At 30.0% G+C, this 25,164-nt stretch carries 41 protein-coding genes, 1 tRNA gene, 1 rRNA gene and 1 pseudogene; 34 read left to right on the top strand and 10 right to left on the bottom strand.

Going from position 1 to position 25,164, the window contains the following annotated elements; genetic code table 4:
* Together RDJ14_RS01260 and RDJ14_RS01255 are read right to left on the bottom strand one after the other, a co-directional pair.
* The coding region (locus RDJ14_RS01260) for an IS256 family transposase (protein WP_308149551.1) at positions 1–993 on the bottom strand (993 nt) is incomplete at its 3' end.
* A 37-nt stretch (positions 994–1,030) separates the two neighbouring features.
* Positions 1,031–1,444: a hypothetical protein gene (locus tag RDJ14_RS01255; protein WP_308149548.1), complete on the bottom strand. Its 414-nt coding sequence runs from the start codon at positions 1,442–1,444 to the stop codon at positions 1,031–1,033.
* Between the two features lie 651 nt (positions 1,445–2,095).
* Here RDJ14_RS01255 and RDJ14_RS01250 point away from each other — a divergent pair.
* Positions 2,096–2,172 (top strand) — tRNA-His (locus RDJ14_RS01250).
* 151 nt (positions 2,173–2,323) lie between these two features.
* Positions 2,324–2,857 carry a DUF402 domain-containing protein gene (locus RDJ14_RS01245; RefSeq protein ID WP_308149547.1) on the top strand — a complete coding sequence of 178 codons (534 nt, stop codon included), beginning with the start codon at positions 2,324–2,326 and terminating at the stop codon, positions 2,855–2,857.
* Positions 2,858–3,109: 252 nt separating this feature from the next.
* Here the strand turns inward: RDJ14_RS01245 and RDJ14_RS01240 are convergent, their stop codons facing one another.
* Complete coding sequence (locus RDJ14_RS01240) at positions 3,110–3,376, bottom strand: ankyrin repeat domain-containing protein (RefSeq protein WP_308149546.1); 267 nt, start codon at positions 3,374–3,376, stop codon at positions 3,110–3,112.
* A gap of 227 nt (positions 3,377–3,603) precedes the next feature.
* Positions 3,604–3,897 carry a hypothetical protein gene (locus RDJ14_RS01235; RefSeq protein WP_308149545.1) on the bottom strand — a complete coding sequence of 98 codons (294 nt, stop codon included), beginning with the start codon at positions 3,895–3,897 and terminating at the stop codon, positions 3,604–3,606.
* A 1,010-nt stretch (positions 3,898–4,907) separates the two neighbouring features.
* On the opposite strand from RDJ14_RS01235, the pseudogene rpsJ reads away from it, so the two are divergent.
* The 29 genes and pseudogenes from rpsJ to rplQ form a co-directional block, all read left to right on the top strand.
* Positions 4,908–5,210, top strand: a pseudogene (gene rpsJ, locus RDJ14_RS01225) (30S ribosomal protein S10); the annotation flags it as partial.
* A gap of 111 nt (positions 5,211–5,321) precedes the next feature.
* Positions 5,322–6,014 carry a 50S ribosomal protein L3 gene (gene rplC, locus RDJ14_RS01220; RefSeq protein WP_308149544.1) on the top strand — a complete coding sequence of 231 codons (693 nt, stop codon included), beginning with the start codon at positions 5,322–5,324 and terminating at the stop codon, positions 6,012–6,014.
* A 23-nt stretch (positions 6,015–6,037) separates the two neighbouring features.
* The gene (gene rplD / locus RDJ14_RS01215) at positions 6,038–6,667 is read left to right on the top strand and encodes a 50S ribosomal protein L4 (protein WP_308149543.1); all 630 of its coding nucleotides are present in this window, start codon (positions 6,038–6,040) and stop codon (positions 6,665–6,667) included.
* A gap of 1 nt (position 6,668) precedes the next feature.
* Entirely contained in the window at positions 6,669–6,959 is a 291-nt protein-coding gene (rplW, locus tag RDJ14_RS01210) for a 50S ribosomal protein L23 (protein WP_308149542.1), read from the top strand.
* A 24-nt stretch (positions 6,960–6,983) separates the two neighbouring features.
* Positions 6,984–7,847, top strand: coding sequence for a 50S ribosomal protein L2 (rplB, locus tag RDJ14_RS01205; protein WP_308149541.1), 864 nt, complete (start codon positions 6,984–6,986; stop codon positions 7,845–7,847).
* A 14-nt stretch (positions 7,848–7,861) separates the two neighbouring features.
* Positions 7,862–8,134, top strand: a complete 273-nt coding sequence (gene rpsS / locus RDJ14_RS01200) for a 30S ribosomal protein S19 (protein ID WP_308149540.1) — start codon at positions 7,862–7,864, stop codon at positions 8,132–8,134.
* A gap of 12 nt (positions 8,135–8,146) precedes the next feature.
* A complete protein-coding gene (gene rplV, locus RDJ14_RS01195) occupies positions 8,147–8,479 on the top strand; it encodes a 50S ribosomal protein L22 (RefSeq protein WP_308149539.1) in 333 nt (110 codons plus the stop codon).
* A gap of 16 nt (positions 8,480–8,495) precedes the next feature.
* The gene (gene rpsC, locus RDJ14_RS01190; RefSeq protein ID WP_308149538.1) at positions 8,496–9,248 is read left to right on the top strand and encodes a 30S ribosomal protein S3; all 753 of its coding nucleotides are present in this window, start codon (positions 8,496–8,498) and stop codon (positions 9,246–9,248) included.
* A gap of 3 nt (positions 9,249–9,251) precedes the next feature.
* Positions 9,252–9,731, top strand: coding sequence for a 50S ribosomal protein L16 (rplP, locus tag RDJ14_RS01185; RefSeq protein WP_308149537.1), 480 nt, complete (start codon positions 9,252–9,254; stop codon positions 9,729–9,731).
* Positions 9,712–10,188, top strand: coding sequence for a 50S ribosomal protein L29 (gene rpmC, locus RDJ14_RS01180; protein WP_308149536.1), 477 nt, complete (start codon positions 9,712–9,714; stop codon positions 10,186–10,188). The genes rplP and rpmC overlap by 20 nt, the downstream gene beginning before the upstream one ends.
* 8 nt (positions 10,189–10,196) lie before the next feature.
* Positions 10,197–10,469, top strand: a complete 273-nt coding sequence (rpsQ, locus tag RDJ14_RS01175; protein WP_374047453.1) for a 30S ribosomal protein S17 — start codon at positions 10,197–10,199, stop codon at positions 10,467–10,469.
* A gap of 22 nt (positions 10,470–10,491) precedes the next feature.
* Positions 10,492–10,860, top strand: coding sequence for a 50S ribosomal protein L14 (rplN, locus tag RDJ14_RS01170; protein ID WP_308149534.1), 369 nt, complete (start codon positions 10,492–10,494; stop codon positions 10,858–10,860).
* Positions 10,861–10,873: 13 nt separating this feature from the next.
* Complete coding sequence (gene rplX / locus RDJ14_RS01165; RefSeq protein WP_308149533.1) at positions 10,874–11,221, top strand: 50S ribosomal protein L24; 348 nt, start codon at positions 10,874–10,876, stop codon at positions 11,219–11,221.
* A gap of 21 nt (positions 11,222–11,242) precedes the next feature.
* Positions 11,243–11,800 (top strand): 50S ribosomal protein L5, encoded by a 558-nt coding sequence (rplE, locus tag RDJ14_RS01160; RefSeq protein WP_308149532.1) that lies wholly within the window; start codon positions 11,243–11,245, stop codon positions 11,798–11,800.
* Positions 11,801–11,803: 3 nt separating this feature from the next.
* Entirely contained in the window at positions 11,804–11,989 is a 186-nt protein-coding gene (locus RDJ14_RS01155) for a type Z 30S ribosomal protein S14 (protein ID WP_308149531.1), read from the top strand.
* A gap of 10 nt (positions 11,990–11,999) precedes the next feature.
* Positions 12,000–12,407: a 30S ribosomal protein S8 gene (gene rpsH / locus RDJ14_RS01150; protein WP_308149550.1), complete on the top strand. Its 408-nt coding sequence runs from the start codon at positions 12,000–12,002 to the stop codon at positions 12,405–12,407.
* 13 nt (positions 12,408–12,420) lie between these two features.
* Entirely contained in the window at positions 12,421–12,975 is a 555-nt protein-coding gene (gene rplF / locus RDJ14_RS01145; RefSeq protein ID WP_308149530.1) for a 50S ribosomal protein L6, read from the top strand.
* A 30-nt stretch (positions 12,976–13,005) separates the two neighbouring features.
* Positions 13,006–13,359 (top strand): 50S ribosomal protein L18, encoded by a 354-nt coding sequence (rplR, locus tag RDJ14_RS01140; protein ID WP_308149529.1) that lies wholly within the window; start codon positions 13,006–13,008, stop codon positions 13,357–13,359.
* A 17-nt stretch (positions 13,360–13,376) separates the two neighbouring features.
* Positions 13,377–14,054 (top strand): 30S ribosomal protein S5, encoded by a 678-nt coding sequence (rpsE, locus tag RDJ14_RS01135; protein ID WP_374047452.1) that lies wholly within the window; start codon positions 13,377–13,379, stop codon positions 14,052–14,054.
* A 9-nt stretch (positions 14,055–14,063) separates the two neighbouring features.
* Positions 14,064–14,507 carry a 50S ribosomal protein L15 gene (gene rplO / locus RDJ14_RS01130; RefSeq protein ID WP_308149528.1) on the top strand — a complete coding sequence of 148 codons (444 nt, stop codon included), beginning with the start codon at positions 14,064–14,066 and terminating at the stop codon, positions 14,505–14,507.
* Complete coding sequence (secY, locus tag RDJ14_RS01125) at positions 14,508–15,866, top strand: preprotein translocase subunit SecY (RefSeq protein ID WP_308149527.1); 1,359 nt, start codon at positions 14,508–14,510, stop codon at positions 15,864–15,866.
* A gap of 16 nt (positions 15,867–15,882) precedes the next feature.
* On the top strand, positions 15,883–16,539 hold the full coding sequence (locus RDJ14_RS01120; protein WP_308149526.1) for an adenylate kinase: 657 nt from the start codon (positions 15,883–15,885) through the stop codon (positions 16,537–16,539).
* On the top strand, positions 16,532–17,308 hold the full coding sequence (gene map, locus RDJ14_RS01115; RefSeq protein WP_308149525.1) for a type I methionyl aminopeptidase: 777 nt from the start codon (positions 16,532–16,534) through the stop codon (positions 17,306–17,308). The genes RDJ14_RS01120 and map overlap by 8 nt, the downstream gene beginning before the upstream one ends.
* A 3-nt stretch (positions 17,309–17,311) precedes the next feature.
* Positions 17,312–17,629, top strand: coding sequence for a translation initiation factor IF-1 (gene infA, locus RDJ14_RS01110; RefSeq protein ID WP_308149524.1), 318 nt, complete (start codon positions 17,312–17,314; stop codon positions 17,627–17,629).
* Between the two features lie 21 nt (positions 17,630–17,650).
* Positions 17,651–17,764, top strand: a complete 114-nt coding sequence (gene rpmJ / locus RDJ14_RS01105) for a 50S ribosomal protein L36 (protein ID WP_308149523.1) — start codon at positions 17,651–17,653, stop codon at positions 17,762–17,764.
* 19 nt (positions 17,765–17,783) lie between these two features.
* The gene (gene rpsM, locus RDJ14_RS01100; protein WP_308149522.1) at positions 17,784–18,182 is read left to right on the top strand and encodes a 30S ribosomal protein S13; all 399 of its coding nucleotides are present in this window, start codon (positions 17,784–17,786) and stop codon (positions 18,180–18,182) included.
* A gap of 17 nt (positions 18,183–18,199) precedes the next feature.
* Positions 18,200–18,592 carry a 30S ribosomal protein S11 gene (gene rpsK, locus RDJ14_RS01095; protein WP_308149521.1) on the top strand — a complete coding sequence of 131 codons (393 nt, stop codon included), beginning with the start codon at positions 18,200–18,202 and terminating at the stop codon, positions 18,590–18,592.
* A gap of 18 nt (positions 18,593–18,610) precedes the next feature.
* On the top strand, positions 18,611–19,579 hold the full coding sequence (locus RDJ14_RS01090; protein WP_308149520.1) for a DNA-directed RNA polymerase subunit alpha: 969 nt from the start codon (positions 18,611–18,613) through the stop codon (positions 19,577–19,579).
* Positions 19,580–19,597: 18 nt separating this feature from the next.
* Positions 19,598–19,963, top strand: coding sequence for a 50S ribosomal protein L17 (gene rplQ / locus RDJ14_RS01085; protein WP_308149519.1), 366 nt, complete (start codon positions 19,598–19,600; stop codon positions 19,961–19,963).
* 76 nt (positions 19,964–20,039) lie between these two features.
* On the opposite strand, the gene RDJ14_RS01080 is transcribed toward rplQ, so the two are convergent.
* The 5 genes from RDJ14_RS01080 to RDJ14_RS01060 all read right to left on the bottom strand — a co-directional run bounded on the left by RDJ14_RS01080 (position 20,040) and on the right by RDJ14_RS01060 (position 23,200).
* Positions 20,040–20,738, bottom strand: coding sequence for a hypothetical protein (locus RDJ14_RS01080; RefSeq protein ID WP_308149518.1), 699 nt, complete (start codon positions 20,736–20,738; stop codon positions 20,040–20,042).
* A 180-nt stretch (positions 20,739–20,918) separates the two neighbouring features.
* On the bottom strand, positions 20,919–21,059 hold the full coding sequence (locus RDJ14_RS01075; protein ID WP_308149517.1) for a hypothetical protein: 141 nt from the start codon (positions 21,057–21,059) through the stop codon (positions 20,919–20,921).
* A gap of 144 nt (positions 21,060–21,203) precedes the next feature.
* On the bottom strand, positions 21,204–21,869 hold the full coding sequence (locus RDJ14_RS01070; protein WP_308149516.1) for a hypothetical protein: 666 nt from the start codon (positions 21,867–21,869) through the stop codon (positions 21,204–21,206).
* Between the two features lie 847 nt (positions 21,870–22,716).
* Positions 22,717–22,896, bottom strand: a complete 180-nt coding sequence (locus RDJ14_RS01065) for a hypothetical protein (protein ID WP_308149515.1) — start codon at positions 22,894–22,896, stop codon at positions 22,717–22,719.
* A gap of 10 nt (positions 22,897–22,906) precedes the next feature.
* Complete coding sequence (locus tag RDJ14_RS01060; protein WP_308149514.1) at positions 22,907–23,200, bottom strand: hypothetical protein; 294 nt, start codon at positions 23,198–23,200, stop codon at positions 22,907–22,909.
* 360 nt (positions 23,201–23,560) lie between these two features.
* On the opposite strand from RDJ14_RS01060, the gene RDJ14_RS01055 reads away from it, so the two are divergent.
* The 3 genes from RDJ14_RS01055 to RDJ14_RS01045 all read left to right on the top strand — a co-directional run bounded on the left by RDJ14_RS01055 (position 23,561) and on the right by RDJ14_RS01045 (position 24,779).
* On the top strand, positions 23,561–23,902 hold the full coding sequence (locus RDJ14_RS01055; protein ID WP_308149513.1) for an NAD(P)H-binding protein: 342 nt from the start codon (positions 23,561–23,563) through the stop codon (positions 23,900–23,902).
* A 123-nt stretch (positions 23,903–24,025) separates the two neighbouring features.
* Positions 24,026–24,190, top strand: coding sequence for a hypothetical protein (locus RDJ14_RS01050; protein WP_308149512.1), 165 nt, complete (start codon positions 24,026–24,028; stop codon positions 24,188–24,190).
* A gap of 208 nt (positions 24,191–24,398) precedes the next feature.
* Positions 24,399–24,779 (top strand): RidA family protein, encoded by a 381-nt coding sequence (locus RDJ14_RS01045; RefSeq protein ID WP_308149511.1) that lies wholly within the window; start codon positions 24,399–24,401, stop codon positions 24,777–24,779.
* Positions 24,780–24,934: 155 nt separating this feature from the next.
* On the opposite strand, the gene rrf is transcribed toward RDJ14_RS01045, so the two are convergent.
* Positions 24,935–25,041 (bottom strand): 5S ribosomal RNA (rrf, locus tag RDJ14_RS01040).
* Between the last annotated feature and the right edge of the window lie 123 nt (positions 25,042–25,164).

The raw sequence follows: 25,164 nt of genomic DNA, 5'->3' as shown, positions 1-25,164 counted from the left end.
TCGATATACACTATCAACTCCATGAAATATGGTAACAACACCTTCTCTTCTTCGAATTTCACGGTTTAGGCGTTCAATGTGATTACTAGTTCTTAATTTTTTATGGTAATACAGTGGAAAGCTTAAAATTGCTAAAGCATCATCAAAAACATTTTCAAGAATTCGTAATGCCGAGTCTAAAAGATGGGAATAATTATCTTTCATTTCTTTAAGAATCATTCTAGCCATTTTAATACTACTAGCGTTGAAAATGGCATTAACATCTCTTTCGACTTTTTCTCTATCCTTTTTAGGTGTTTTATCCAAGATATTACGCATAAAATGTGCTTGACATCTTTGTCATTGCACGCCTTGAAAATGTTTTTGAACTGCTTTAACTAACCCTTTATGGGCATCAGAAACAACTAAATCAAGACCAGTTAAGTTACGTTCTTTCAATGAAGAAAAGAATTCACTTCATGTAGTTTCTGATTCTGAATCACCAACCATCATTCCTAAAATATCTCTATGACCTTGGTCATTTATACCTAGGGCTATAAAAACTGCTTTAGAGATTACTTGATTATTTTCTCGAACCTTAACATGTACTCCATCAATAATTATAAAAGGATAGGAATTTGCGCTTAAATCACGGTTTTTTCATGTGCCTATTACTTCAGTTAATTCTTTACAAATATTAGAGACAGTAGATTTAGAATAATTAATACCGCACAATTCTCTTGTTATGTTATCAACTTTCCTTGTTGATACACCGTCAATTACCATTTGCATCATGGTAGATAATAATGCTTGTTCTGAACGTTTAAACTTTTCGAAAATTTCAGTTTCAAAAGATTTATTACAATGTCTAGGGACATTTAAATTCAAAATTCCATTTACAGATTTTAAATCACGCTGATAATAACCGTTACGGCAATCTGTTCTTGCTTCATTTCGTTCATAATTATTAGCACCAATTTGATCATCTGATTGATTTTTTAAAAGTTTATTTAAAATAATTCAATAAACAATCTTATGCCTTCATTTTTTATTACTTTTTTAAATTTACACACAATCTTAGACTTAACCTGATTCGTTTAATATTTTGTTCTCAATTAATAAAAATATCTATTTTTTTAATTATATTTATTCATTTTTTATTTAAATGAACATTAAAATCCTGAAATTGTATAATCTGTTGTCAGTTTTCTTTTATAACATCACTAACTTGCAAATTAGAAAAATTTTGGTCAAATATAATTTTACTTTTTTCACTATTTTCCTTTAAAATTTTTAAAAATTTTACATTTTTATTTAAATTAAAAATACTAATTAATTCTGCAATCAATTTTTGTTCATAAATGTTTTTATTATGTTCTTTTAAAACTCAATTTCATGAAATTAAAAAATCTTTTAATACGGCACTGTCAAATTCTAAAAGATTATTTTCATAACATACAGACAATTCATTATATATATATCTTTAATAATACTGAGGAAAGATAATAACTTATCAGTTTTGATTAAATTTATTAAAAATATTTCAATATTTTGATTAAAATTAACGTTTTTAACGTTTATAAATTTTTTCATATATATCAATTTTATCTTTGATTGCTTAATTAAATCCATAGTTTTTTTTCTAATATTTTCAAATAATTTGTTATCATCGGTATATTGTTTTTCTCAAAGTAATAATTGTGATTCACTATTAGTTAATGGCATAATTTTTAATTTCCTTTCAAAATAAAAGTAATGGGTTAAAAACTATCTTTACTTATTCACTTGAATTATATATACGTCTGTTGATTTTGCATAATATATGCAAAAAGTTCTAAAAAAGCGTTAAAATAACTAGGTAAGTGAAAGTTTAAATCGTTAATTTAGTGCGATTCGAAAGTTGTGATTTTGTAATGGTTCAATTCCATTTTTTAAAGGCATATGAGATAATGTATGTTTCACATTATATATTCAGGACCTTTTAAGGAAATTTAAAATAAAAACACTATTTTTACAAAATTAAAAGTATTTATTCAATCTTTTACGAATTTTTGTTTAAAATGCTTAAATTTATTGTATAATATTTAACGGTTTAATCTAATTAAATACTAATATGGCGATCGTGGCGTAGCGGTCTAGCGCATCAGTTTGTGGAACTGACATTCGCGGGTTCGAATCCCGTCGATCGCCCCATTTATAAAAAGATATTTTGCTCCTTATGGAGTTTTTTATTTTTAAAAGGATCCTGAGTAGAAAGTAGTCTAAATCAATTGTTAATTGTAAAGTAATTAATGTTATAATTACTATGTTTTATAAGTTGCAGAAAGTTGAGGTGATTTATTTCATGCACTTTAAAGAAGGGCAAATCCTTTCAATTCATGCATATAAGCATAATGGTGATTTATATCGTAGTTGAGATAAATCAATTGTATTAGAAAATACTGAAGATTATTTAGTATTAGTAAATGAACATGTAACAATTACTGAAATTAATGGTCGTAAATGAACGACTGTTGATCCAGCAATTTGGTTATTCTTTCCTAATCAATGGTATAATATAATTTGTATGATTCGCAATGATGGCATTCATTATTATTGCAATATTGCCAGTCCTTTTATTCTAGACTGCCAAACTATTAAATATATTGACTATGATTTAGATATTAAGGTATTTCCTAACCGTACTTATAAATTATTAGATTTAAAGGAATTTAAAACTAATCGCAGAATATGAAAGTATCCTATTCCCTTACAAAATACGTTATGACAAAATATTAAGAAATTAAAAAAGGATGTTAGAAAACAACAATCATATTTATTTAATGATGAAGTCATTTTACAATATTGAGAAAAATATCAAAGGCAGGGTTATAAATAAAGGTTGAAAATGTAAATGTATTATTAATCTTTTGCATCAGTTAGTTAAATTAAATATTTTGTTCTCGGAGATGTATCAATAATTTTACCTGCAGAATTATCATTACCTAGTTCATTAATTTTTGCTTTTCTATTATCATCAAATTTTGATTTTTTTTCCAATAATTTTTTAATTTCTTTAAACTCTAGTTTGTTAGGGTTTTCTTTAATTAATTCATCAGTTAGTTCAATATATTTTTTTAAAACTTCAAACTTAATGATTGGTAAATAATAAAATGTTTAAAATAAGAGGGTTTGCTTGCTTTATAGCAATTGCTAAAAGATTTTCTTCAATGTTTTTATTTTCAAAATGAATTGTTACATTTAGTTCTAGTAAAAGAATTATCATTTCTGAATCATTATTTTCTAGTGCTAACAGTATAGGTGAACTAATTCCGTTTTTGTAAGGTGTGTCAATATTATTAAAATCAAGCAATAATTTGCTAATTTCAAAATTACCTGATTCAATAGCTATGTTCATAATATTGTGTCAATATATAGGGTGATTATTAACATTTACAAAAGTGTATTTTGATAATAATTTAAATAGTTCTATGCTTTTATTTTTTATACTAATATCTAATGGTGTATCTTGATTATTATCCTTTTTATTAAGAATATGAGTAATAAATGTTATTTCTTTTTTTAAATGAATTAATATGGATTCTTTGTTATCTTGACATTTTTCATATTCAATAAATAGTTTATCTATTTTTTTAATAAAACTTCAATTAAATATGTGATATCAATGTTGGCAGCAATGTGCATGACATTATTACCTTCACTATTAGTCAGACTAATATTTGCTCCAGCAGAAATTAATAAATCAATCATTTTTTGTGTTTCAGGTGATACTGTTTTATAGGTTTTTTGTAATACAAGATGTAAGGCAGTGTTATTATTTTCAAACAATGTATTAACATCAATAATCTTAAGTTTTAGTAAAAATTTTGCTATTTTTACATTATTTTTAAGACAAAAATTTAAGAAAATTTCTTTCATCTTTTTTCTCATTTCTATAGGAAAAACCTTTTTATTAAAAAACATAAAAAGGTTAAAAACATTTTTTACTTAATTTTTTAGTTAGTAAAAAAAATATAACACTTTTCTATAATGAATATAGAAAATTTATTTTAAAAATTATTCCTGCATGCATTTATGTGGAGGAAAAAAATGAAACTGAATGAAATCAACTACATATTTCGAACTGAAAAAGATTAGATTTTATTTCCTTTTGTGTAGTGAAATTTCAATTATAGATAACTGTGTACTGGGTAAAAGTCTAAATTAATTTCGGAATTTTACGCTTAAAGGGTAACACTTATTTATTTAAAAATAATTTAATTAGCACGTTTTTAAATGTTGGTTTTTCTTTGCGGTGATTATACTTAAAACAAAATTCATTTAAATAAGACTGAAGCCACTTTTTAGATACTCAGTGAAATTGACCCATTATTCCTCTTTTTACTATTGCTCAGAAACTTTCAATTGTATTTGTATGAACCCCATCATGAGAAAGAAAATCACTTTTTATGGTTAACTTGTTCATGTGGCAAAATTTTGCTCATTTTAGAATAACCACGATATTCATCAGCAAAAAGAAACAAAAGTTATATTTCTTCTAAACAATCTGATGAAGGCAGATTGTCAATAATAATAGAAGAAGATGATACAAAATTAATAGAATCAACTAACAGTGAAGTAGAAAAATATTCTATCCAAAATCAAACCCCTGTCCGCACAACTTCTATGTTTAATTAAAAAACTATTTAAATAAACTACCAACTTATAAGTTGGTAGTTTATTTTATTATTTCATGAAAATAACCTTAAATTTACTATCTAAAAATATTTTTATTTTTTTCTAATTTACTATTCCCTTCACTACTACACTATGCTATACTTACAAAGCATGGTTGTTATTTATCAATGCTGATACGCTGATATCAGTTGTCATTATATCACATGTTTTGTTCTTTATTTTATTAAATCGTTCTAAGGAGGATATAGCCAATGGCAATCATAGGAGACAAAGTAAAAATTCGTTTAGAAAGTTACGATCACTCAGCACTTGACCAAATAGCACAAAAAATCAAAGAAGTGTTAAAAAAAGAAGGCGCTGCAGTAGTAGGGCCAGTTCCATTACCAACTAGCAAAGAAATTTTCACAATTCTTCGTTCACCACATAAACATAAAGATTCACGTGAACAATTTGAGAAGAGAACTCACAAAAGAATGATTGGTGCCCAATTGTCACCAAAATCTTTAAATGCACTAAGTGGAATCACAATCCCTAATAGTGTAAGTATCTCTTTGATTATCGAATCTAAAGATGAAAAAAAATCAACTTTAAACCAAGCACCAAAAAAAGTTAATAAGAAAAAAGCGTAAATTCAAAAGATTTACGTTATTCCATAGGAGGAAATTATGAAAGGAATCTTAGGTAAGAAGCTAGGAATGTCACAAGTTTTCTTAAACAACGGACAACTAGTTCCAGTAACAGTTATTCAAGTACAACCAAACGTAGTAAGTCAAGTTAAAACAGATGTCAAAGATAAATACAACAGTTTACAACTTGCAGCATTTGACCTTCGTGTTACTTTATCAAATCAACCAGAAATCGGACACTTTAAAAAGGCCGACAGCCAACCTAAGCGCTTCGTGAGAGAAATTCGTAACATGGTCGGATTTAATCATAAAGATCTTATTAGCGTTGCCGACGTCTTCACTGCCGGTGAATTCGTTGATGTTCAAGGAACTTCTAAAGGTAAAGGATTCTCAGGACGTATTAAACGCCATAACCAATCACGTGGTCCAATGGGACACGGATCTGGTTTACACCGTCAAATGGGTTCTACAGGATCAATTAATGCTAACCGCGTGTTCAAATCACAACCAATGCCAGGGCAAATGGGAAATGTTACACGTAGTGTTGCCAATTTAGAAGTTATTAAAGTGGATAGAGAAAATAATTATATTTTAGTTAAAGGTTCAGTTCCAGGGCCAAAACTAGGATTCCTTGTTATTAAACAAGCAGTTAAAAAATCAGTTCCCAAAACCCCAGTAGAATTAGTTGTTAGAAATCAAGAATCAACAGTTAATCCTGCCGATGGACAATAAAGTTAATTATGGAGGATAGCAAAATGAAAATTAATGTTGTTAACAACGCTGGAACAAAAGTTAGCGAATTAACTTTAAATGAAAAAATTTGAGGAATTGAATCACACAAGCAAGCACAATTTGATAGCTTACTAAGTTACAATGCTGCTAAACGTCAAGGAACACACGCTGTAAAAAGCCGTGCCGAAGTTGCTGGTGGAGGAAGAAAACCATGAAAACAAAAAGGAACAGGTAATGCCCGTCAAGGCTCAATCCGTTCACCACAATGAAAAGGTGGAGGAATTGTCTTTGGACCAACCCCTGATCGTAATTACCTAATTGGTTTACCAAAAAAAGTAAGAAGATTAGCCCTAAAGTCAGCGCTAGCTGCTAAGTTTCAAAATTCAAACATGATGGTAATCGATGATTTAAAATTTGAAAAACCATCAACTAAAACTATGTTAGAAACTTTAACAAACTTAGAATTAGCAAATAACAAAACTTTAATTATTACTGGAACAAGCAATAAAGAGTTAGTTATCAAATCAGGTCGCAATTTACCTAGAACAACAACAATTGCTGCGACAAGCATTAATATTTACGATTTATTAAACGCTAAAAAAGTATTATTTACTACTGAAGCAATCAAAATCGCTGAGGAGGCTTTAATTTAATATGCATTTAAGTGAAGTTATAAAACAACCGATATTAACTGAAAAAACTTACAAACAAATGGCTGAAGGCACATATACTTTCACTGTTAACCGTAAGGCTAATAAAAGTCACATTAAAAAAGCTTTCGAACAAATTTTTGAAGTTAAAGTAGCAGATGTTAATATTATTAATAGTAAACCAAAAACAAAAACTGTTGGACGATTCGTTGGAAAAACGCAAGCAGTTAAAAAAGCTCTGATTAAATTAGCTCCTGGTGAACAACTAAGTCTGTTTAGTTCTGAAGAACAATAATGAGCTTGGAAGGAGAAATATATTATGGCAATTAGAAAAATTAATCCCATTACCCCAGGTCAACGTAATATGACAGTACTTGACTATAAAAAAAACTTAACTATTGATAATAGTCCTGAAAAATCATTATTGATAAATTTAGTTAAACAAGGTGGTCGAAACAACCAAGGTAAAATTACAACAAGACACCAAGGTAATGGACATAAACGTAAATACCGTATTATTGATTTTAAACGTAATAAAGATAATATTGTTGGAACAGTTAAAACAATTGAATACGATCCAAACCGTAATGCTAACATTTGTTTAATTTCTTACCTTGATGGTGAAAAACGTTACATCTTAGCTCCAAAAGGAATTAAAGTAGACGACAAAATATTAAGTGGTGAAAATAGTGATGTTGTTAAAATCGATATCATCATTGGAAACTGTCTACCATTATTACAAATTCCGCAAGGAACTGTTGTTCACAATGTGGAATTAAAACCAGGAAAAGGTGGACAAATGGCACGTAGTGCTGGTGGAAGCGTTCAAATCCTTGGTCGTGATGAAAGCGCTAAATATACTTTATTAAAACTTGGTTCAGGCGAAGTTAGAAAAGTATTAAGTAACTGCCGTGCAACTATTGGTGTTGTTGGTAATGAAGACTTTAATTTAGTTAACATTGGTAAAGCCGGAAGAAACCGTTGAAAAGGTATCAGACCAACTGTTCGTGGTAGTGTTATGAATCCTAATGACCACCCACATGGAGGAGGAGAAGGTAAAGCTCCAATCGGAAGAAAAGCTCCTGTCACACCATGAGGTAAAAAAGCATTAGGATTAAAAACTCGTGACGCTAAAAAAGCATCAAATAAATTAATCGTCCGAAGACGAAATGCAACAAAGTAGGAGGGAAATAAAACATGGCAAGATCTTTAAAAAAAGGGCCCTTTGCAGATAGCCATCTATTGAAAAAAGTGGAAGTCCAAAATAAAAATAAATCAAAAAAAATTATTACAACATGATCTCGTAGATCGACAATTTTCCCTGAATTTGTTGGCCAAACCTTCGGAGTACACAATGGAAAAACTCACTTACCGGTCTATGTAACAGAAGATATGGTTGGTCATAAATTAGGAGAATTTGCACCCACACGTAAATTTGGTGGTCACGGTTCTGACAAGAAAAAACGTTAGGAGATAGAACTTATGGAAGCAAAAGCTCATTTAGACAAATTACGCATTAGTCCCAGAAAAGTGCGTTTAGTAGCTGATTTAGTTCGTGGTAATGCCGTTGCTAAAGCTCTAGTAATTCTAGCTCACGAACAAAAACGCTCAGCAAAACCAATTACTAAACTAATCAACTCAGCTGTGGCAAACGCAGCCAACAATCATGGAATGGAAGCCGACAAACTAAGAATTAAAGAAATCTTTGTTAATGAAGGTCCAACTATGAAAAGATTTATGCCCCGTGCTCATGGTCGAGCATTTCAAATCTTAAAAAAAACAAGCAAAATCACTATTGTGGTTAGCGATAACTAGGAGGTAAATAAGCAATATGGGTCACAAAGTTAGTCCAAACGGATTAAGATATGGTATTAACAAAGATTGACAATCACGTTGATATGCAACTAATGATGAAGATTTAGCAAAATGAATTTTAGAAGACCATAAGATTAGAGTAGCATTATTTGCTCACTTAACAACTTCAGGAGTTTCTAAAATTGAAATCGAAAGAACTAAATCACAAATTACCTTATTTATCCACTGTGTTCGTGTTGGTTCAGTCTTAGGGCAAGGCGGAGCAAACATTGAAGTGTTAACAACACTTGTTCGTAAAACAATTAAAAACCGTAAGATTGGTATTAGAATCAATGTTATGGAAATTAAAAACCCCTATATCGATGCACAAATTATTGCTAATACATTAGCACAACAAATTAGTGCTCGTATGTCACACCGTACAACACAAAAATTAGCAATTCGTAAAGCACTTCGCGCTGGAGCAAAAGGAATCAAAACTCGTGTTTCAGGAAGACTTGGCGAAGCTGATATGGCTCGTGAAGAAGGTTATTCAGAAAGCAGTGTTCCACTAGCAACATTACGTAGTAATATTGACTATGCTACTGCTACTGCTAAAACAACTTTCGGTCAAATTGGAATTAAAGTTTGAGTATACAAAGGTGAAATCCTTACTGGAAAAGATACAACACAACCAGAAATTCTTTCAAAATACAACCAAAGACCAAATAACAACAGACGTTCAAACACTACTAACAATCGTCCCCAAACAACTAAGGAGGTAAGGTAAGAAATGGCTATTCCTAAAAGATATAAACACTCTTGCGTTCACCGTCTAAGTTACGAGGGAACAGCAAAAGGATGTAAAACCGTTGATTTTGGAACTTATGGATTACGTGCTGAAGATGGTTCTTACATTACTGAAAGACAAATCGAAGCAGCCAGAATTGCGATGACACGTTATATGAAACGTGGTGGAAAAGTTTGAATTAGAATTTTCCCACAATTACCAATTACACGTAAACCAGCAGAAGTACGTATGGGTTCTGGAAAAGGGTCAATCGACCATTGAGTGGCCGTTGTAAAAAAAGGCACAGTAATGTTCGAAGTATCATATCCAAACGAAGCAACTGCTCGCGAAGCACTTCGTCTAGCAATGCACAAGTTGCCAATTAAATGTAAAATCGTTACTAGAGAAGTAACGCAAGAAATAAATCCTGTTAATCAATTAACAACAGAATTGGGTGAAGCAAATGGAAATGCAAGTAATTAAAAATAAGCCAACTTTAGAATTACAACAAGACGAAGAAACACTTCGTGCACAATTGTTTGCTTTACGTATTCAAAAAGCGTTAGGTAAACTAGAAACGCCACACATGATTAATAATCTTCGTAAGGACATTGCACGTATTAAAACTGAATTAAGTTTACGTTCTTTAAATGGCGAAACCATAAAACCATTAAATATTAACAAAATGGTTTTAGTAGAAGATAAAAAAGAAATTAAAAAAACAAAAAAAACTGCTAAAATTGAAAAAAAAGCAACTAAAGCAGAAACTACTAAATCAACAGAGCCTGTTGAAGTCATAGTAACAAAAGAAGTAACTGAAAAAGCAAAACCTGCTGTTAAAAAAGTTTCTACTGATAAAAAAACAACAAAACCAAAAACTACAGCAACTAAAGTATCATCATCTAAAAAAACTACTAAACCACAGGAGGACAAAGCATAATGACAAATATTGTTCCAAACAAACAACGTAAAACCTTCATTGGAATCGTAAGTTCAAACAAAAGTGATAAAACTATCACTGTTGTTGTTGAAACTTCAAAACGCCACCCAATGTACGGAAAAAGTTTTAAATCAACTAAAAAATATCATGCCCATGATGAAAATAACCAAGCCCAAATCGGTGATAAAGTTGAAATCATTTCAACTCGTCCCTTATCAGCTCTAAAACGTTTCCGTTTGTTAAAAATCATTGATTCTAAAACAATCGTTAAAAAAGCTTAATTAAACCAGGAGGATAAAAGATATGTTACAAAATCTATCGTGAGCCAATGTGGCTGACAACACTGGTATTAAAGAAGTTATGGTAATTAGAGTAATGGGTGGCAGTACCAAAAAATTCGCTAAGATTGGTGATATTGTCGTATGTTCGGCAAAATCAGTAACACCAAATAGTGCTATCAAAAAAGGGCAAGTTATTAAAGCAGTTGTTGTGCGTAGTAAATTCGGTATGAAACGTGATGATGGTTCAGTTGTAAAATTTGATGATAATGCCGTTGTAATTATTAAAGAAGATAAAACACCACGTGGTACGAGAGTATTTGGTGTTTTAGCTCGTGAAGTTAAAGATCGTGGTTATAACAAAATCGCTTCTTTAGCAGAAGAAATTGTTTAGGAGGATTGAGTAAATGGCAAGCAAAAAGAAACCAGTTATTAGTCTTGATACTAAATTAAAAAAAGGCGACCAAGTTAAAATTATTGCTGGAAAACATAAAGGTCATACTGGTCCTATTATGCAAGTACTTCGTGAAACTAACCGCGTTATTATTGAAGGAATCATGTCTAAGAAAAATAAAAAGCCAACTCAAAATGATCAAGAAGGTGGAATTGTGGAAGTTAAAGCTAGCATTCACATTTCAAACGTTATGATCCTTGAAGGAAAAACAAAAGACAAAAAAACAACAAAAATTGGGTACATCATTAAAGATAATAAAAAAATTCGTGTCTCACGACGTTCTAATGCAGAACTACGCTAATAAAGGAGTAACAGAATAAAAATGAATCGTTTACAAGAAAAATACAATAAAACTATTATTCCGCAACTGCAAAAAGAACTAAATTTTAAATCAATCATGCAAGTACCTAAAGTTGAAAAAATTGTTATTAACATTGGTGTCGGAGATGCAAGTGCAAATCCCAAAGCCATTGATAAAACAGTAGCAGAATTATCAAAAATTACTGGTCAAAAACCAGTAGTTACGAAAGCCAAAAAATCAATTGCTGGTTTTAAGTTAAGAGCAGGAATGCCAATCGGATGTAAAGTTACATTACGAGGACAAAAAATGTATGAATTCCTTGACAAATTTATCTCAATTTCTTTACCAAGAATTCGTGATTTCCAAGGTTTATCAACAAAAGCTTTTGACCAAAATGGTAACTACACTGTTGGAATTAAAGAACAAATTATTTTCCCAGAAATTAACTACGAAGAAGTAGATAAAGTTCGCGGCATGGAAATAACAATTGTTACAACAACCCCTGACAATTCAACAGCATTTATGTTATTGAAAAAAATGGGATTACCATTTAAAAAATCAGGAAAGCAGGAGGGATAACAAATGGCAAAGACTTCATTAAAAATAAGACAAGCCCGTAAACCAAAGTTTAGTACTCAAGCATACACACGTTGTCAAAAATGTGGCCGTCCACATGCAGTTATCCGTAAGTTTATGTTATGCCGTATTTGCTTTCGTGGTTTAGCATACCAAGGACAAATCCCTGGTATTAGAAAAGCATCATGATAGGAGGTATATAATTATGATGACAGATCCAATAAGTAATATGCTTACCGTTATTCGTAACGCTATTAGCGCCCCAGATAGTAGTAAACACAGAGTAGTTAGTGTACCTTCTTCAAAAGAGTTAGTTAAAATTGCTGAAATCTTAATGAAAAATGGTTACATTGAAAAATATCGTATCACTGAAGAAGTAGCAAAGAAGCCAAAATTAGAAATGTTACTAGTACATACTGGTAAAAGTTCAATTCTTGGATTAAAAAGAGTTTCAAAACCAGGATTAAGAATGTATACAAAACATAAAGAACTTCCTACTGTTTTAAATGGTTACGGAATCGCAATCATTTCCACATCAAAAGGTCTTATGACAAATAAACAAGCAAAAAAACTTGGCCTTGGTGGCGAAGTAATTGCTTATGTATGATAAGGAGTAACCTCATATGTCACGTATCGGTAACCGAGTTCTTACAATCCCGGAAAATACTTCTATCATTCTTAATACAAACAATTTTCTAACTATCACAGGACCAAAAGGTTCTTTAAACAAAACTTTACCAAAAAATATTAATATTAACTTTGATAAAGAAAAAAACGTCATCAGAACAACAAGACCTGATGATAAGAAACAAAACAAGCAACTTCATGGAACAACTAACTCACTAATTAACGGAATGTTAATTGGAGTATCAAAAGGTTTCATGAAAGAATTAGAAATTAATGGTGTTGGATACCGTGCTGCAGTTCAAGGCAACATTCTGAACTTAAACTTAGGTTTTTCGCATCCAGTTAAATTCGAAATTCCATTAGGAATTACAATCGTAGCTCCTAAACCAACTATTCTCCAAATTAGCGGAATTGATAAACAACTAGTTGGTGAAGTTGCAGCTCAAATTCGTGCATACCGTACTCCTGAGCCGTACAAAGGTAAGGGAATTAAGTATAAAACCGAACACATTCGTCGTAAGGAAGGAAAAGCTGCTGGTAAGGGTAAATAACCTAATACTTGCACTTAAGGAGAAACAAAAATGACTAAAAATAAATCAGACAAACGTCAAACTCGTCACTTTCGTATCCGTGCTAAAATCAAAGGCACAAGCGAAAGACCACGTTTAAATATTTTTAAATCTAATAATAGTTTTTATGCTCAAATTATTGACGATACTGCTGCTAACACAATTATTGGAGTATCAACATTAACTTTTAAAGATTTAGAATCAAAAAGCAATATGGCAGCTGCCGTTAAACTTGGTGAAACTATTGCCACATTAGCAATCAAGAAAAAAATTAAAAAAGTAGTTTTTGATCGTGGTGGATATTTATATCATGGTAAAGTGAAAGCAATCGCTGATGCAGCACGTAGTGCTGGATTAGAATTCTAATGAAGGAGAACTAAAGTATGAGTCTAGACAATAAAACAACAACTAAAAAAGATGATACAGTAAACTCTGAAGTTAAAGTAGAAGCTAAAACAGCGACTGATAATAAATTCAAAAGAAACGATTCATCACAACCAAATAGAAATAACCGCGATAACAAAGAGCGTGGTTCACGTAAAAGTTTCGAAAGAAAGCCGAAGCCTGTTAGTGAATTTACGGAAAAAGTTATCTGAATCAGAAAAATTAACAAAGTAACTACTGGTGGCAGAAGATTACGTTTCTCAGCAACAGTTGCCATTGGTAATGGTAAAGGTGTCGTTGGTTTAGGAATATCTAAAGCCAATGAAGTTCCTGATGCTATTAAGAAAGCCATTGAAGCTGCTCACAAAAACTTAACAACTATTACCATCACTGCTAACAATAATTCTATTGTCCATGAAGTAACAGGAAAATACTGTGGAAGTCAAATTCTACTAAAACCTGCGAAAGAAGGGATTGGAATTAAGGCTGGTGGCGCTGCCCGTGATATTTTAGAATTAGCTGGTATCCACAACATTTATTCCAAAGCATTTCGTTCAAAGAATAAAATTAACTTAGCAAGAGCTACGATTGATGGTCTTGCTGCTGTTAAACCAGCAGCATATTTTGCCAAAAATAACGATAAAAAAACCACTATTGCTAAGCGCACTAACGGTTAGAGGTGAACTATGGAAACAACATTACATAACTTAAAACCAACCACTGGTTCACGTAAAGACATCAAACGTCTTGGGCGTGGAATTTCTTCTGGAAAAGGTAAAACTGCTGGAAAAGGAACAAAAGGACAAAACGCTCGTACCGGTGGTGGAACAAGACCTGGTTTTGAAGGTGGACAAACACCTTTATATCGTCGTGTTTCAAAACGTGGATTTACTAACTTTACAACAACTAATTATAGTATTGTTAACTTAGAACAAATTAACCTAATTGAAACCACTGATATTACACCTGAAGTTTTATTTGCATTAAAATTAATTAGAAATAAAAAAGATGGTATTAAAGTACTTGCTAAAGGAAAATTAACAAGTGCTAAAACTATTAAAGCGCATAAATTTTCAAAATCAGCTGTTGCTGCTATTGAACAAGTCGGAGGAAAAGCTGAGGTGATCTAAGTGTTCACAACAACTCGTGAATTAATAAAAAAGTATAAAGAAGTTATTATTAGAATTTTATTTACCATTTTTATTTTATTCATCTTTCGTGTTGGAGCATTTATAACCGTTCCGGGAGTGATTCTAAACCAAGATTTAAACAATAGTAATAGTAGTGGAATAGAATTCCTTAATCTAATTTCAATGTTAGGTGGAGGTGCCATTAGTAGATTTTCAATCTTCGCACTTGGTGTCTCACCTTACATTACTGCCTCTATTATTGTGCAGTTATTATCAACTGATGTTGTACCAACTTTAACGAGATGAGCGAAATCAGGAGAAAAAGGTAAGAAAAAACTAGAATTAATGAACCGAGTATTAACAGTACCATTTGCGATCATGCAAGGGTTTGCTACTATTTTAGGTTTACAATCACAGCATATTATTTCTGTTGATTGAAGTGATGGTGCTAGCGCTGCTGGACCTGCCACATTTTATTACGTGTTAATTCCTGCTATTTTATTAGCTGGAACTATGTTATCATTATGAATGGCCGACCAGATTACTAACCGTGGAATTGGTAACGGAATTTCATTAATTATTTTTGGTGGAATTGCTGCTAATTTACCATTTAACTTAGCGTCAACATTTAAATATTGAGTAGGGCCAGATACTAATAATGGTGTTGTCTTCCAAGGTGCATTAAAATTTGCCTTGTACTTCGCAGCCTTCTTATTAATTATCCTTGTCGTTATTTTCTTTAATGAATCAGAACGACACCTACCAATTCAACAAACCGGAAGTGGGTTAACCCTTAAGGGTGATAAGACTTCTTATTTGCCCTTAAAAGTTAACTCGGCAGGAGTTATTCCTGTCATCTTCTCCTCGGCCTTAATTACTGCCCCCATGACTGTGGCTCAAATTTTAAGCCCAACGAGCGGATTTGCGATTTTTGCTAAGAATTATTTATCGCTACAGTCGTGACCAGGAATTTCTATCTTCGCCATAATGACCATTATGTTTACATTTTTATATGCCCAAGTGCAAATAAATCCCGAACAAATGGCGAAAAACTTTCAGAAATCAGGAACGTATATCCCTGGTGTTAAACCAGGGAAAGAAACAGAAGTGTATATTAAAAGAATGTTAAATCGTTTAAGTACGGTTGGTGCTTTTTTCTTAACTGCTGTTGCTGTGACACCATTCTTAATTTCTAAGTTTACTAACCTTCCTTCTTCACTTGCTGTCGGGGGAACAGGTTTAATTATTATGGTAGGAGTGGCACTTGATACCACAAAACAAATTAAAGGACGAATTACCCAACATTCATTCTTAAATTATAAAGATAACAAAAATGCCAAAGAGCATTTGTGAGCTTAAACTTCAGGAGTGGAAAATGAATTTAATTATTTTAGGTTTACCAGGTGCTGGAAAAGGTACTCAGTCAGACTTCATTGTCAAAAAATATGGATTAATCCATTTATCAACTGGTGATATTTTTCGAAATAACATAAGAAATGGTACGACTCTGGGAATTAAAACTAAAGCATATATGGATGCTGGAATATATGTTCCTGATGAAATCACTAATAACTTGGTTGCTGCAAGATTGCTGCAATCAGATATTAAAACAACAGATTTCATTCTTGATGGCTATCCTCGTACTATTGACCAAGCAAACTTTCTTGACCAAACATTATTAACGATTAAGAAACCAATTTTGGTTTTGTACTTAGCAATTAATGAACAAACCGTTATTGACCGTTTATCATCAAGGCGAGTTTGTCTGCAATGTGGTCGTGTGTACAATCTTAAATTTTCTCCTCCTAAGATTAATAATAAATGTGATATTGACAATCAAACATTAATTCAACGTTCTGACGATAAAGAAACAACCATTAAAACAAGGTTGGAAATTTATAAAAAAGAAACATTACCATTAGTAACATATTATCAAAATAAAGGTTTGCTAAAAACTATTGACGCCAACCTTGAAAATGATAAAGTACTAGCAACAATTGAACAATATTTATTGGAGAATGACAATGGTTAGCATTAAAAGCGAAAAAGAAATTCAAAACATTAAAGCAGCTAGTAAAGTAGTAGCATTAATTCATCACGAATTAAAAAAAATAATTACCGTTGGAACAACAGGTAAAGACCTAGATAAGGTTGCTGCAGAAATTATTAAAAAAAATAATGCTAAACCATCATTCTTAAATTATCACGGATTTCCTGCAACAATTTGTGTTTCAGTTAATGAACAACTAATTCATGGCATTCCCAATGATAAACCATTTAAAGAAAATGATCTTGTTAAAATTGATTCTGGTGCTAGCATTAATGGATATCATGCTGATGCTGCGTTTACTATGTGCGTTGGAATACCAACCACAGAACAACAGAAAATTATTGATGTGACACGTGAATCGCTCAATAAAGCAATCGCAATTCTTAAATCTGGGGTACGAATTGGTGATATTAGTAACACCATTCAAACCTATGTAGAAAGCCAAGGCTTTTGTTTACCAACATCGTATACTGGGCATGGTATTGGTAAATCACTTCACGAAGACCCAGCAATTCCTAATGTCGGCAAACGCGACCGAGGGATTAAATTACAAAAAAATATGACCATTTGCATTGAACCCATGGTCCAAATGACAACAGATGAAGTAATTGTATTAGACGATAAGTGAACGGTAGTTGCTGCTGATTATCTGCAAACTGCCCACTTTGAACACACTATCTTAATAACAGATGATGGCTGTGAAGTGCTAACAATTTTAGATAACAATCAAGAAACTAATGAGGTGTTGTAAGCAATGGCAAAACCAAAACAACAAACAAAACCAAAATTTCAAAAAGAAAAAAAACCTAGTGAAAATACGATTGAGTGTGAAGCTATCGTAAAAGAAGTACTGCCAAACGCTACTTTTAAAATTAAACTAAAAGACTTTGATAGCGACGAATTAATTACAGCAACACTAGGTGGTAAGTTACAAATCAACCACATTAAAATTATTAAAAATGATCATGTTAAAGCTGAACTATCAACATATGATTTAAGTAAAGGACGAATAACTTTCCGTTATCGCACTCCACCTATAGCTCATAAAAAAGAAGAAAACGAAGAAAATTAAAATTCTGATCGGAGGAAAATGATGAAAGTACAAGCATCAGTTAAAAAAATTTGTGACAAATGTCAACCAATTAAACGCAAAGGACGTAACGTAATCATTTGCGAAAACCCTAAACACAAACAACGACAAGGATAAATAGGAGGAAAAATAAAATATGACACCAAATACAAACAATGCTAGCCGAAGAATTGCACAAATAAATATCCCTGGAAACCAACATACTGTTATTGGTTTAACAAGAATCTACGGAATTGGACGTAGCAAATCTTCTTCAATTTTAAAAGAATTGAAAATTGCTGAAAGCAAAAAAGTTAATGAACTAAGTGAAAACGAAGTAACTGCTATTAGTAAATTAATCGAGAAAAAATGTAAAACTGAAGGTGAACTAAGACGTGAAGTTTCATTAAACATTAAACGATTAATGGAAATCGGATGTTATCGTGGAATTCGTCATCGTAAAGGATTACCAGTTCGAGGACAATCAACTAAAACTAACGCTAGAACTTGCAAGGGACCACGTAAAACGGTTGCTAACAAGAAAAAAGCAAGCTAATTAGGAGGATAGAAATAATGAATATAAAAACAACAGTTAAGAAAAAAATCAAAGCTAATCCTAATTTCTTTAAAGGAAAAGCATTTATCAAAGCTAGTTTCAATAACACAATTGTTACTATCACAGATCTTAATGGTAACGTAATTGCTTGATCTAGTGCTGGAGCAGTTGGGTTCAAAGGAACTCGTAAATCAACTCCTCACTCGGCACAATTAGCAGCTGAAGCTGCTGGTAAAACGGCTATTGAACACGGAGCAAAAATTTTAAGTGTTTATGTAAATGGAACTGGTCCTGGAAGAGAACCAGCAATCCGTAGTTTACAAGCACTAGGATTTGAAATGAAAGACCTAAACGATGTGACACCAATCCCTCATAATGGTTGTCGTCCACCAAAAAAACCAAGAAAATAAAGCAGGTGAAAATAAAATATGGAACAACAATTTTTAAAACCAAAATTTAGTTTAAATAGTGAAAACAGTACTACTCATTATACTGAATTCGTTGTTAATCAATTAGAACGTGGCTATGGAACAACTTTAGCTAACGCTTTAAGAAGAACATTACTATCTTCTGTGCCAGGAGTTTCTGTTTACGCTATTAAAATTGCTGGTGTATCACATGAATTTACTGCTGTTAAAGGCGTAGTTGAAAATGTTTCAGAAATAATTTTAAATGTTAAAGACTTAGTTTTAGCTTTTGATGGAGACATCCAAAAAGAAGAAAAAATTACTAACTTAAAAATTAATGTAACAGGTGAACAAGAAATTACTGCTGGTGATATTATTTGCCCAACTGAAGTGCGAGTAGTAAACCCAGACTTAGTAATTGCCAGAACAACTTCAAGAAACGTCCTATTCGATATGGAGTTATTTGTTAAGAAATCTCGTGGTTATTCATCTTTTGAAAACAACAAAAAAGAAATTGCTAACAGTTCAGGAATTATTGCTATTGATGTTGACTATTCACCAGTTTCTAAAGTTGACTACAAAGTAGAACCAGTTACTAAAACTATTAAAGATGTTGAATATGAAAAATTAACAATTGGTGTCCAAACTAATGGTTCAATTAAAGCAGCTTCAGCCATTGCTATGGCAGCTAAAATCTTAATGAGTCATATTGAATTCTTTATTAATTTAGATGATAATGTTAAAAACTTTGAAGTTATTTCAATTGTTAATGAAAAAGAAAATGATAGTTTAAATTTAGCATTAGAAGAATTGAATTTAACAGTTCGTTCATACAACTGTTTAAAACGTGATGGCTTCAAAACTTTAGGTGATATTGCCAAGAAGAGTTTAGAAGAAATTAAATTAATTAAACATTTAGGTTCAAAATCTGTTAAAGAAATTGAAGAATGTATAGCAAGAAATAACTTAGAATTTTCTAATAAGAACTAAAAAGGAGGAACAAATAATATGTCATATATTAACGATACAGGAAGAGATAGTGCTAAAGTTGATGCAGAAATGCGTAACTTAGCTAGTGAACTAATTGTTCATGGAAAATTAATTTTAACGCAAACCAGAGCTAAGAGATTACAAACTTTTGTTGAACCACTAGTTACTTTAGCTAAACGCGGTGACTTACATTCACGACGTCAAGCGATTGCTAAATTACGTAAAATTGTAACTAAAGAGCATGAAAAAGATGGTGTTATTCCAACATTATTTACTAACATTGCTGATAGATACAAAGATCGTAATGGTGGATATACAAAATTAATTAAAGTAGATAATAGAACTGGTGATAATGCACCAATGGTATTAATTACTTTTGTATAACAATAAATAATTTAAAAGGGAAACAGAATTATCTGTTTCCCTTTTAATATTAAAAATTAATTGGTAAATCTGAAAGTTAAATAATATTACTTGTGGATGGTTCTGATTGATTAGATTGTGATAATGGTAATGGTTCATTGTTTATTGCAGAAATATCAATTGTTTGTGGTGTATTTTCCAAAGGATTTATAGAGTTTGAATTTATCGAATTTAATATTCTTTCTAAAGCATTAAATACTTCTTTTCCCATTTTATCTGCAAAATTATGTGTTGTAAAGTCTTCACTAGTTTGTTGTTCTTGATTGTCATTTGTTGTTTTTATATTTTCTTTTATTAAACAAAGGAACTTATAAAAATTAGATAACTTATTTTCTAATTCTTCTAAATCAATTTTTTGATTATTAATGTCTGCAAATAATAAGTCTAAATCTTTAATATAATCTTTAACATAATTATTTTGCGTTTTTAGATTTAAAACTATAATGTCATAATTCTCTTCAAAAGTATTAGATATTTTTTTACATATTTTTTGATTTAAATTACAACTTTTTTTATAATCATGAATTAAGGGAAAAAACTTTTTAGGCATTTTAATCAATGTTGTAAAATCAATTAAAAGTGGAAGATTTTTGAGTGTAATATCTTGGGCATCATATAATAAACCAAATGCTTTGTCTTTAGTAAAAATAATGTTTTTGCTATTTTTTGTTATTTTATCTTTTAATTTTTTGAAAATTTCTCTTTTTTCTTCATTGCACTCTTGAAATGATAGCATTTGAAGAAAATAAAAACTATTTTTGATTTTTTTTATTATGTTTATCTTTTAAAGTTATATTTGGAGCAAAAATTAGAGTAGAGCATGGAGTTTTATATTCTTGTAAGAAATAACGATAATTAGGAATTAGATTTATTATTGATCATGGTTCTAATTCTAATTTTTCAAAATTAAATAGTTTTAAATTATTATTGTTTTTTCTTCTTTTATGTTACTTGATGTTGATGTTTGTGGTTCTTGTTCATTATAATTATTAAAGTTTTTTATAGTTTTTAAAATTTTACTATATTTTTTATCATAAGTTTCTTCAAACTTTTTCATGTAATTTATTTTTTATAAGGTCATCATTTTTCTCTTTATTAAGCTTTTCTATTTTATTTCTTATCTCTTGTTCATATTTTTTGATTTTTTCATTAAGTTCTTTTACTTCAACTTCTAATTTTTTTATTTCTTGTTCTTTATTTTTTATTTCATATTTTTTTCCTTAATTTTATTTTGATTTATTTGTATTTGTTTTTCTCAATTAGAAATTTCAGTTTTTAAAGTTGCTTGCTCTTCTTCCTTTTCTTTAATTAACTTATTGTAGTTTTCTCATAATTCATCTCAATTTTTTTGAATATTATCATGAATTGGGTTAGTTTCAGTTAAGTCTATTACAAATTCAGTAAATTTTCTTCTTTCTTCTGTAGACCCTGAAAAATTTAAAGCACTTTTTTCACTTTCTTGAAAAGTTTCCTTATCTATTTTTTGTGCTTTTTCTTTAAAGCTTTCCATACTTTTTCTAAGACTTTGAATTTCATTGCTTATTTCTTTAATAGTTTTTTCATTCTCACTTATTTTTTTGTGTAAAGATTCATTTCCATGATTGTTGTTGCCTATTTCATCTTCTAGTTTTTTTAGGTCATCATTTTTGGAATTTAAATCTTCTTTATATTCTTTACTTTTTTGTTCTCCATGAGACAAAATAGTTTGATATTTTTGTTGATAATCTTGTTGCTCCTTACCGATTTCATCTATTAAAAAATTGAATTCTTTTTCAAGAGTTATTATTTTTGCGTTAAGGTATTCAATGTTATTTTTAATGTCATCTACTGAATTTGTTGTAGTTATGTTGGTTGTCTTTGGCATCATTTCTTTTCCCCTTTTTCTTTCAAAAATAAAAAACCATTTACTTTAAAATTAAAGTACTTGGTCAAACACTTTTATTTTTATAACCATATTGTATATAAAGAAAAATACAATAAAAGAAATATGCTTTTGTATTATATTAATGCATAAAATGAGTTTAAATAGTAATTTATATGTAAACCTCTAGTGTTTAAAAAACATTTGTTATTAATGGTTAAAACAGTGTATAAACAATTTATTTCTGAAACAAAATATTAAACTTAACTAATCAAGTGTTCTTATATAGTTATTTTATTAGTTACATAGTTTATTGGATATTCTCGTTGTTAATAATACATTTAGTACAAGTAAACTTAATATTTTTTTCATTATATTTTATTTCTTTAATTCGTTGTTTTCTTTTTTGTTTCATACATTTTTTATGAAACATTTCTAAAATTTTTATATTTCCACTTTCATCTTTAAGTAGGGTGTTATCAGTTTCATTGTGAGAATGAATTTTGAATAGATTTTTATCGTTATCAAAAATTCGTTTTTGACATCATGTACAAAAAATTCTAAAGTATCATCAGCCATTTCAATTTCAGAATCACAATTATTTTTTTCGATATTTAAAATATCATTAATATAGGCTTTGAGTTTTTCTTTATCAACAATTAAATCTCAGCCATTTGATAATGCTTTCTGTTCTTTTAATAAAAAATTACTAACTAGAGTTTTAACTTTTTTAAATATTTTATTTTCACTTTTTAATAAAACATTAATTTTTAATTCGCAGTGAATGATGCAGTTTCTAGTTAATTTTAGCTTTTTATTATTTTCCTTTAAAGAGTAAGAAGTTTGAGTAGTATTAGGTATTTTTTTTTAATACTTTATTAGAATTGATTTCATGGTTATTTATTTCATAACATTCTCTTAAAAACTTAAATATTTTTGTTATCTTTTTATTATATTCTACTTCTTTACTTGGATAAATAGCTATTAATTCATTTCTTAATTCAACTAAATCAATAATAAAATTTTTGACCATCTCTCTTTTCCTATTTTTTCTTTCTAGGTTTTGGTTTTTTACCTGTGGCAAGATAATATCTTTCACGGTCAGCATTAGCTAATTCTTGATATGGTTCTTTATCAATAATTTCTAATTCAATTCATAATTTGTTCATTTCTTTTACAAGGGCTGCTGGTTTTAATTCATGATGTTTTGCCTTAAATTCTGTTCTTTTTTCTTTTAGAAAAAAGAAATAAGCATTCATGGGAGCCTTTGGAGCATTTGGATCTTTTTGCTTTTTAGTTTTTGTTGTGGTTGCATTACTTTTTACTGCTTTAGCCATTGTTAATACCTCCAATATATTCGATAATGTTTTTATGTTTATTATATTAGATTATAGAAATAAAACCTTAATGAAGCATATGAATAGTTATATTGAATCCTTTGATAAGGGTGAACACCAAAAATATAAAACAAATGAAAATTAATATTATTAAATATAATAAGTGTTATTATTAAAACTATCTATCAGTAAGATAGCATAAAATAATGACTAAATTCTAATGATAGTTACTAATTTACTTTTCTTTACTTAGATTTTCCATTATCTAGTATAAGTTTTAATTATAACTTTAATTTGCGTTATAATTATATTATTAGTAACCATTAGGTATAATTAAATTTGAAAGGAAGTATTTTCTACATGAAAATCGGAATTATTGGCGCCACAGGTAAATCGGGTTTAGCTTTAACTAAAGAAGCATTAAAACAAGGATATCAAGTTGTTGCTATTACAAGAAATCCAACACAAATGCCTAATTTAGACAATAATTCTCGTTTAACCATCCGAAAAGCTGATGTTACTAATAAAAGTACCATTAAAAATGCTATTAATGACATTGATGTGTTAATTAGTGCTTATGGTCCAACAATTGATAGTCCACAATCTATTCATGAAAAAGTAGCAATAACTTTAATTGATATTATGCATGATTGTCCTACTATTAAACGCCTTTTAGTCGTTGGTGGGGCAGGTAGTTTATAAATGATAAGGGAGAAATATTAGTAGAAACTAGTGCTTTCCCTGAAGAATGAAAAGAACATGCACGAATGCAAGCACAATCATTAGAAAGATACCGTAAACTGGACTTACTTTAGTCCATCACTAATGTATTTACCAGAACTACCAACTTCTGGTAAATTTAAAATTAGTAATGATTACTTAGTTGTTAATAAAGAAGGTAAAAGTGAAATTAGTTATGGTGATGCTGCTGTGGCTATAATGGTTAAATCTGAATCTAACTGCAAATCAAAGATTATAAACATGACTTAGATAAATTTATTAAAATACTTTAATCTTTTATATAATTAAAATTTTATTAATTATTAAATTAAAATCAGGTAAAATTTAGTTATAGTTCAAGTTGCTAATATTCACTTTATTATTAACTTAAAAGAATTAATCTTTTACAAAAATGTTTAGACCAACACAAGGATTAATTTGAACATCATAAATATTTATATAGAGAAAGAGTGATAACATGAATAAAACCATTCAAACTGACAAAGCTCCTTTTGCTATTGGTCCTTATAGTCAAGCGATAGTTGCTGGTGACTTCTTATACATTTCCGGACAACTACCTATTAATAGCGTTACAGGTGAGTTTGCTGGGAAGGATATTACTACTCAGACTAAACAGTGTTTATTAAATATTAAAGCCATTTGTGAAGCTGCTAAAATTACTTTAAACCATATTGTAAAAGTAAATATTTTTTTACAAGACTTAAACCATTTTATGGATATGAACGTTGTTTATGGAGAGCTATTTGGTGACCATAAACCAGCAAGAGCTGCTGTGCAAGTTGCTCGTATTCCTAAAGATGCTTTAATTGAAATTGAAGCTATTGCTTACTTAAAATAAAAACTTAATGTTGTCTACTTATTTACAAGTAGACAATTTTTTAATTATTTTTCAAAATTTATTAACTTAATGGTTACCCATTAATTTTAGTGTTTGAATAAAATAAAAAAAATCTTAACGTTTAAAATTAAGACTTGTAAAAAGAATAATAAAAAATTTGGCATTGTGCTATTTTCCCATTGCTGGTATTTTCGCCGCTGGAGTGCTTAACTGCTGTGTTCGAGATGGGAACAGGTGTGGCCACTCCGCCATTGACACCAAATAGTTTACAGCAATTGCTCCCTAAAAACTAGAAATAGACATCTTTAAATTTGATTACTTTTGATTTGCAATAGAGAATATCTTTAATAAATCCTCGATCTATTAGTATCAGTAAGCTAAACAC

This window comes from Spiroplasma sp. AdecLV25b (genome assembly GCF_030913225.1).
Lineage (GTDB): Bacteria > Bacillota_I > Bacilli_A > Mycoplasmatales > VBWQ01 > Spiroplasma_E.
The sequence above is the reverse complement of the archived record's forward strand: the minus strand, read 5'-3'. Positions and strand labels throughout refer to the sequence as shown.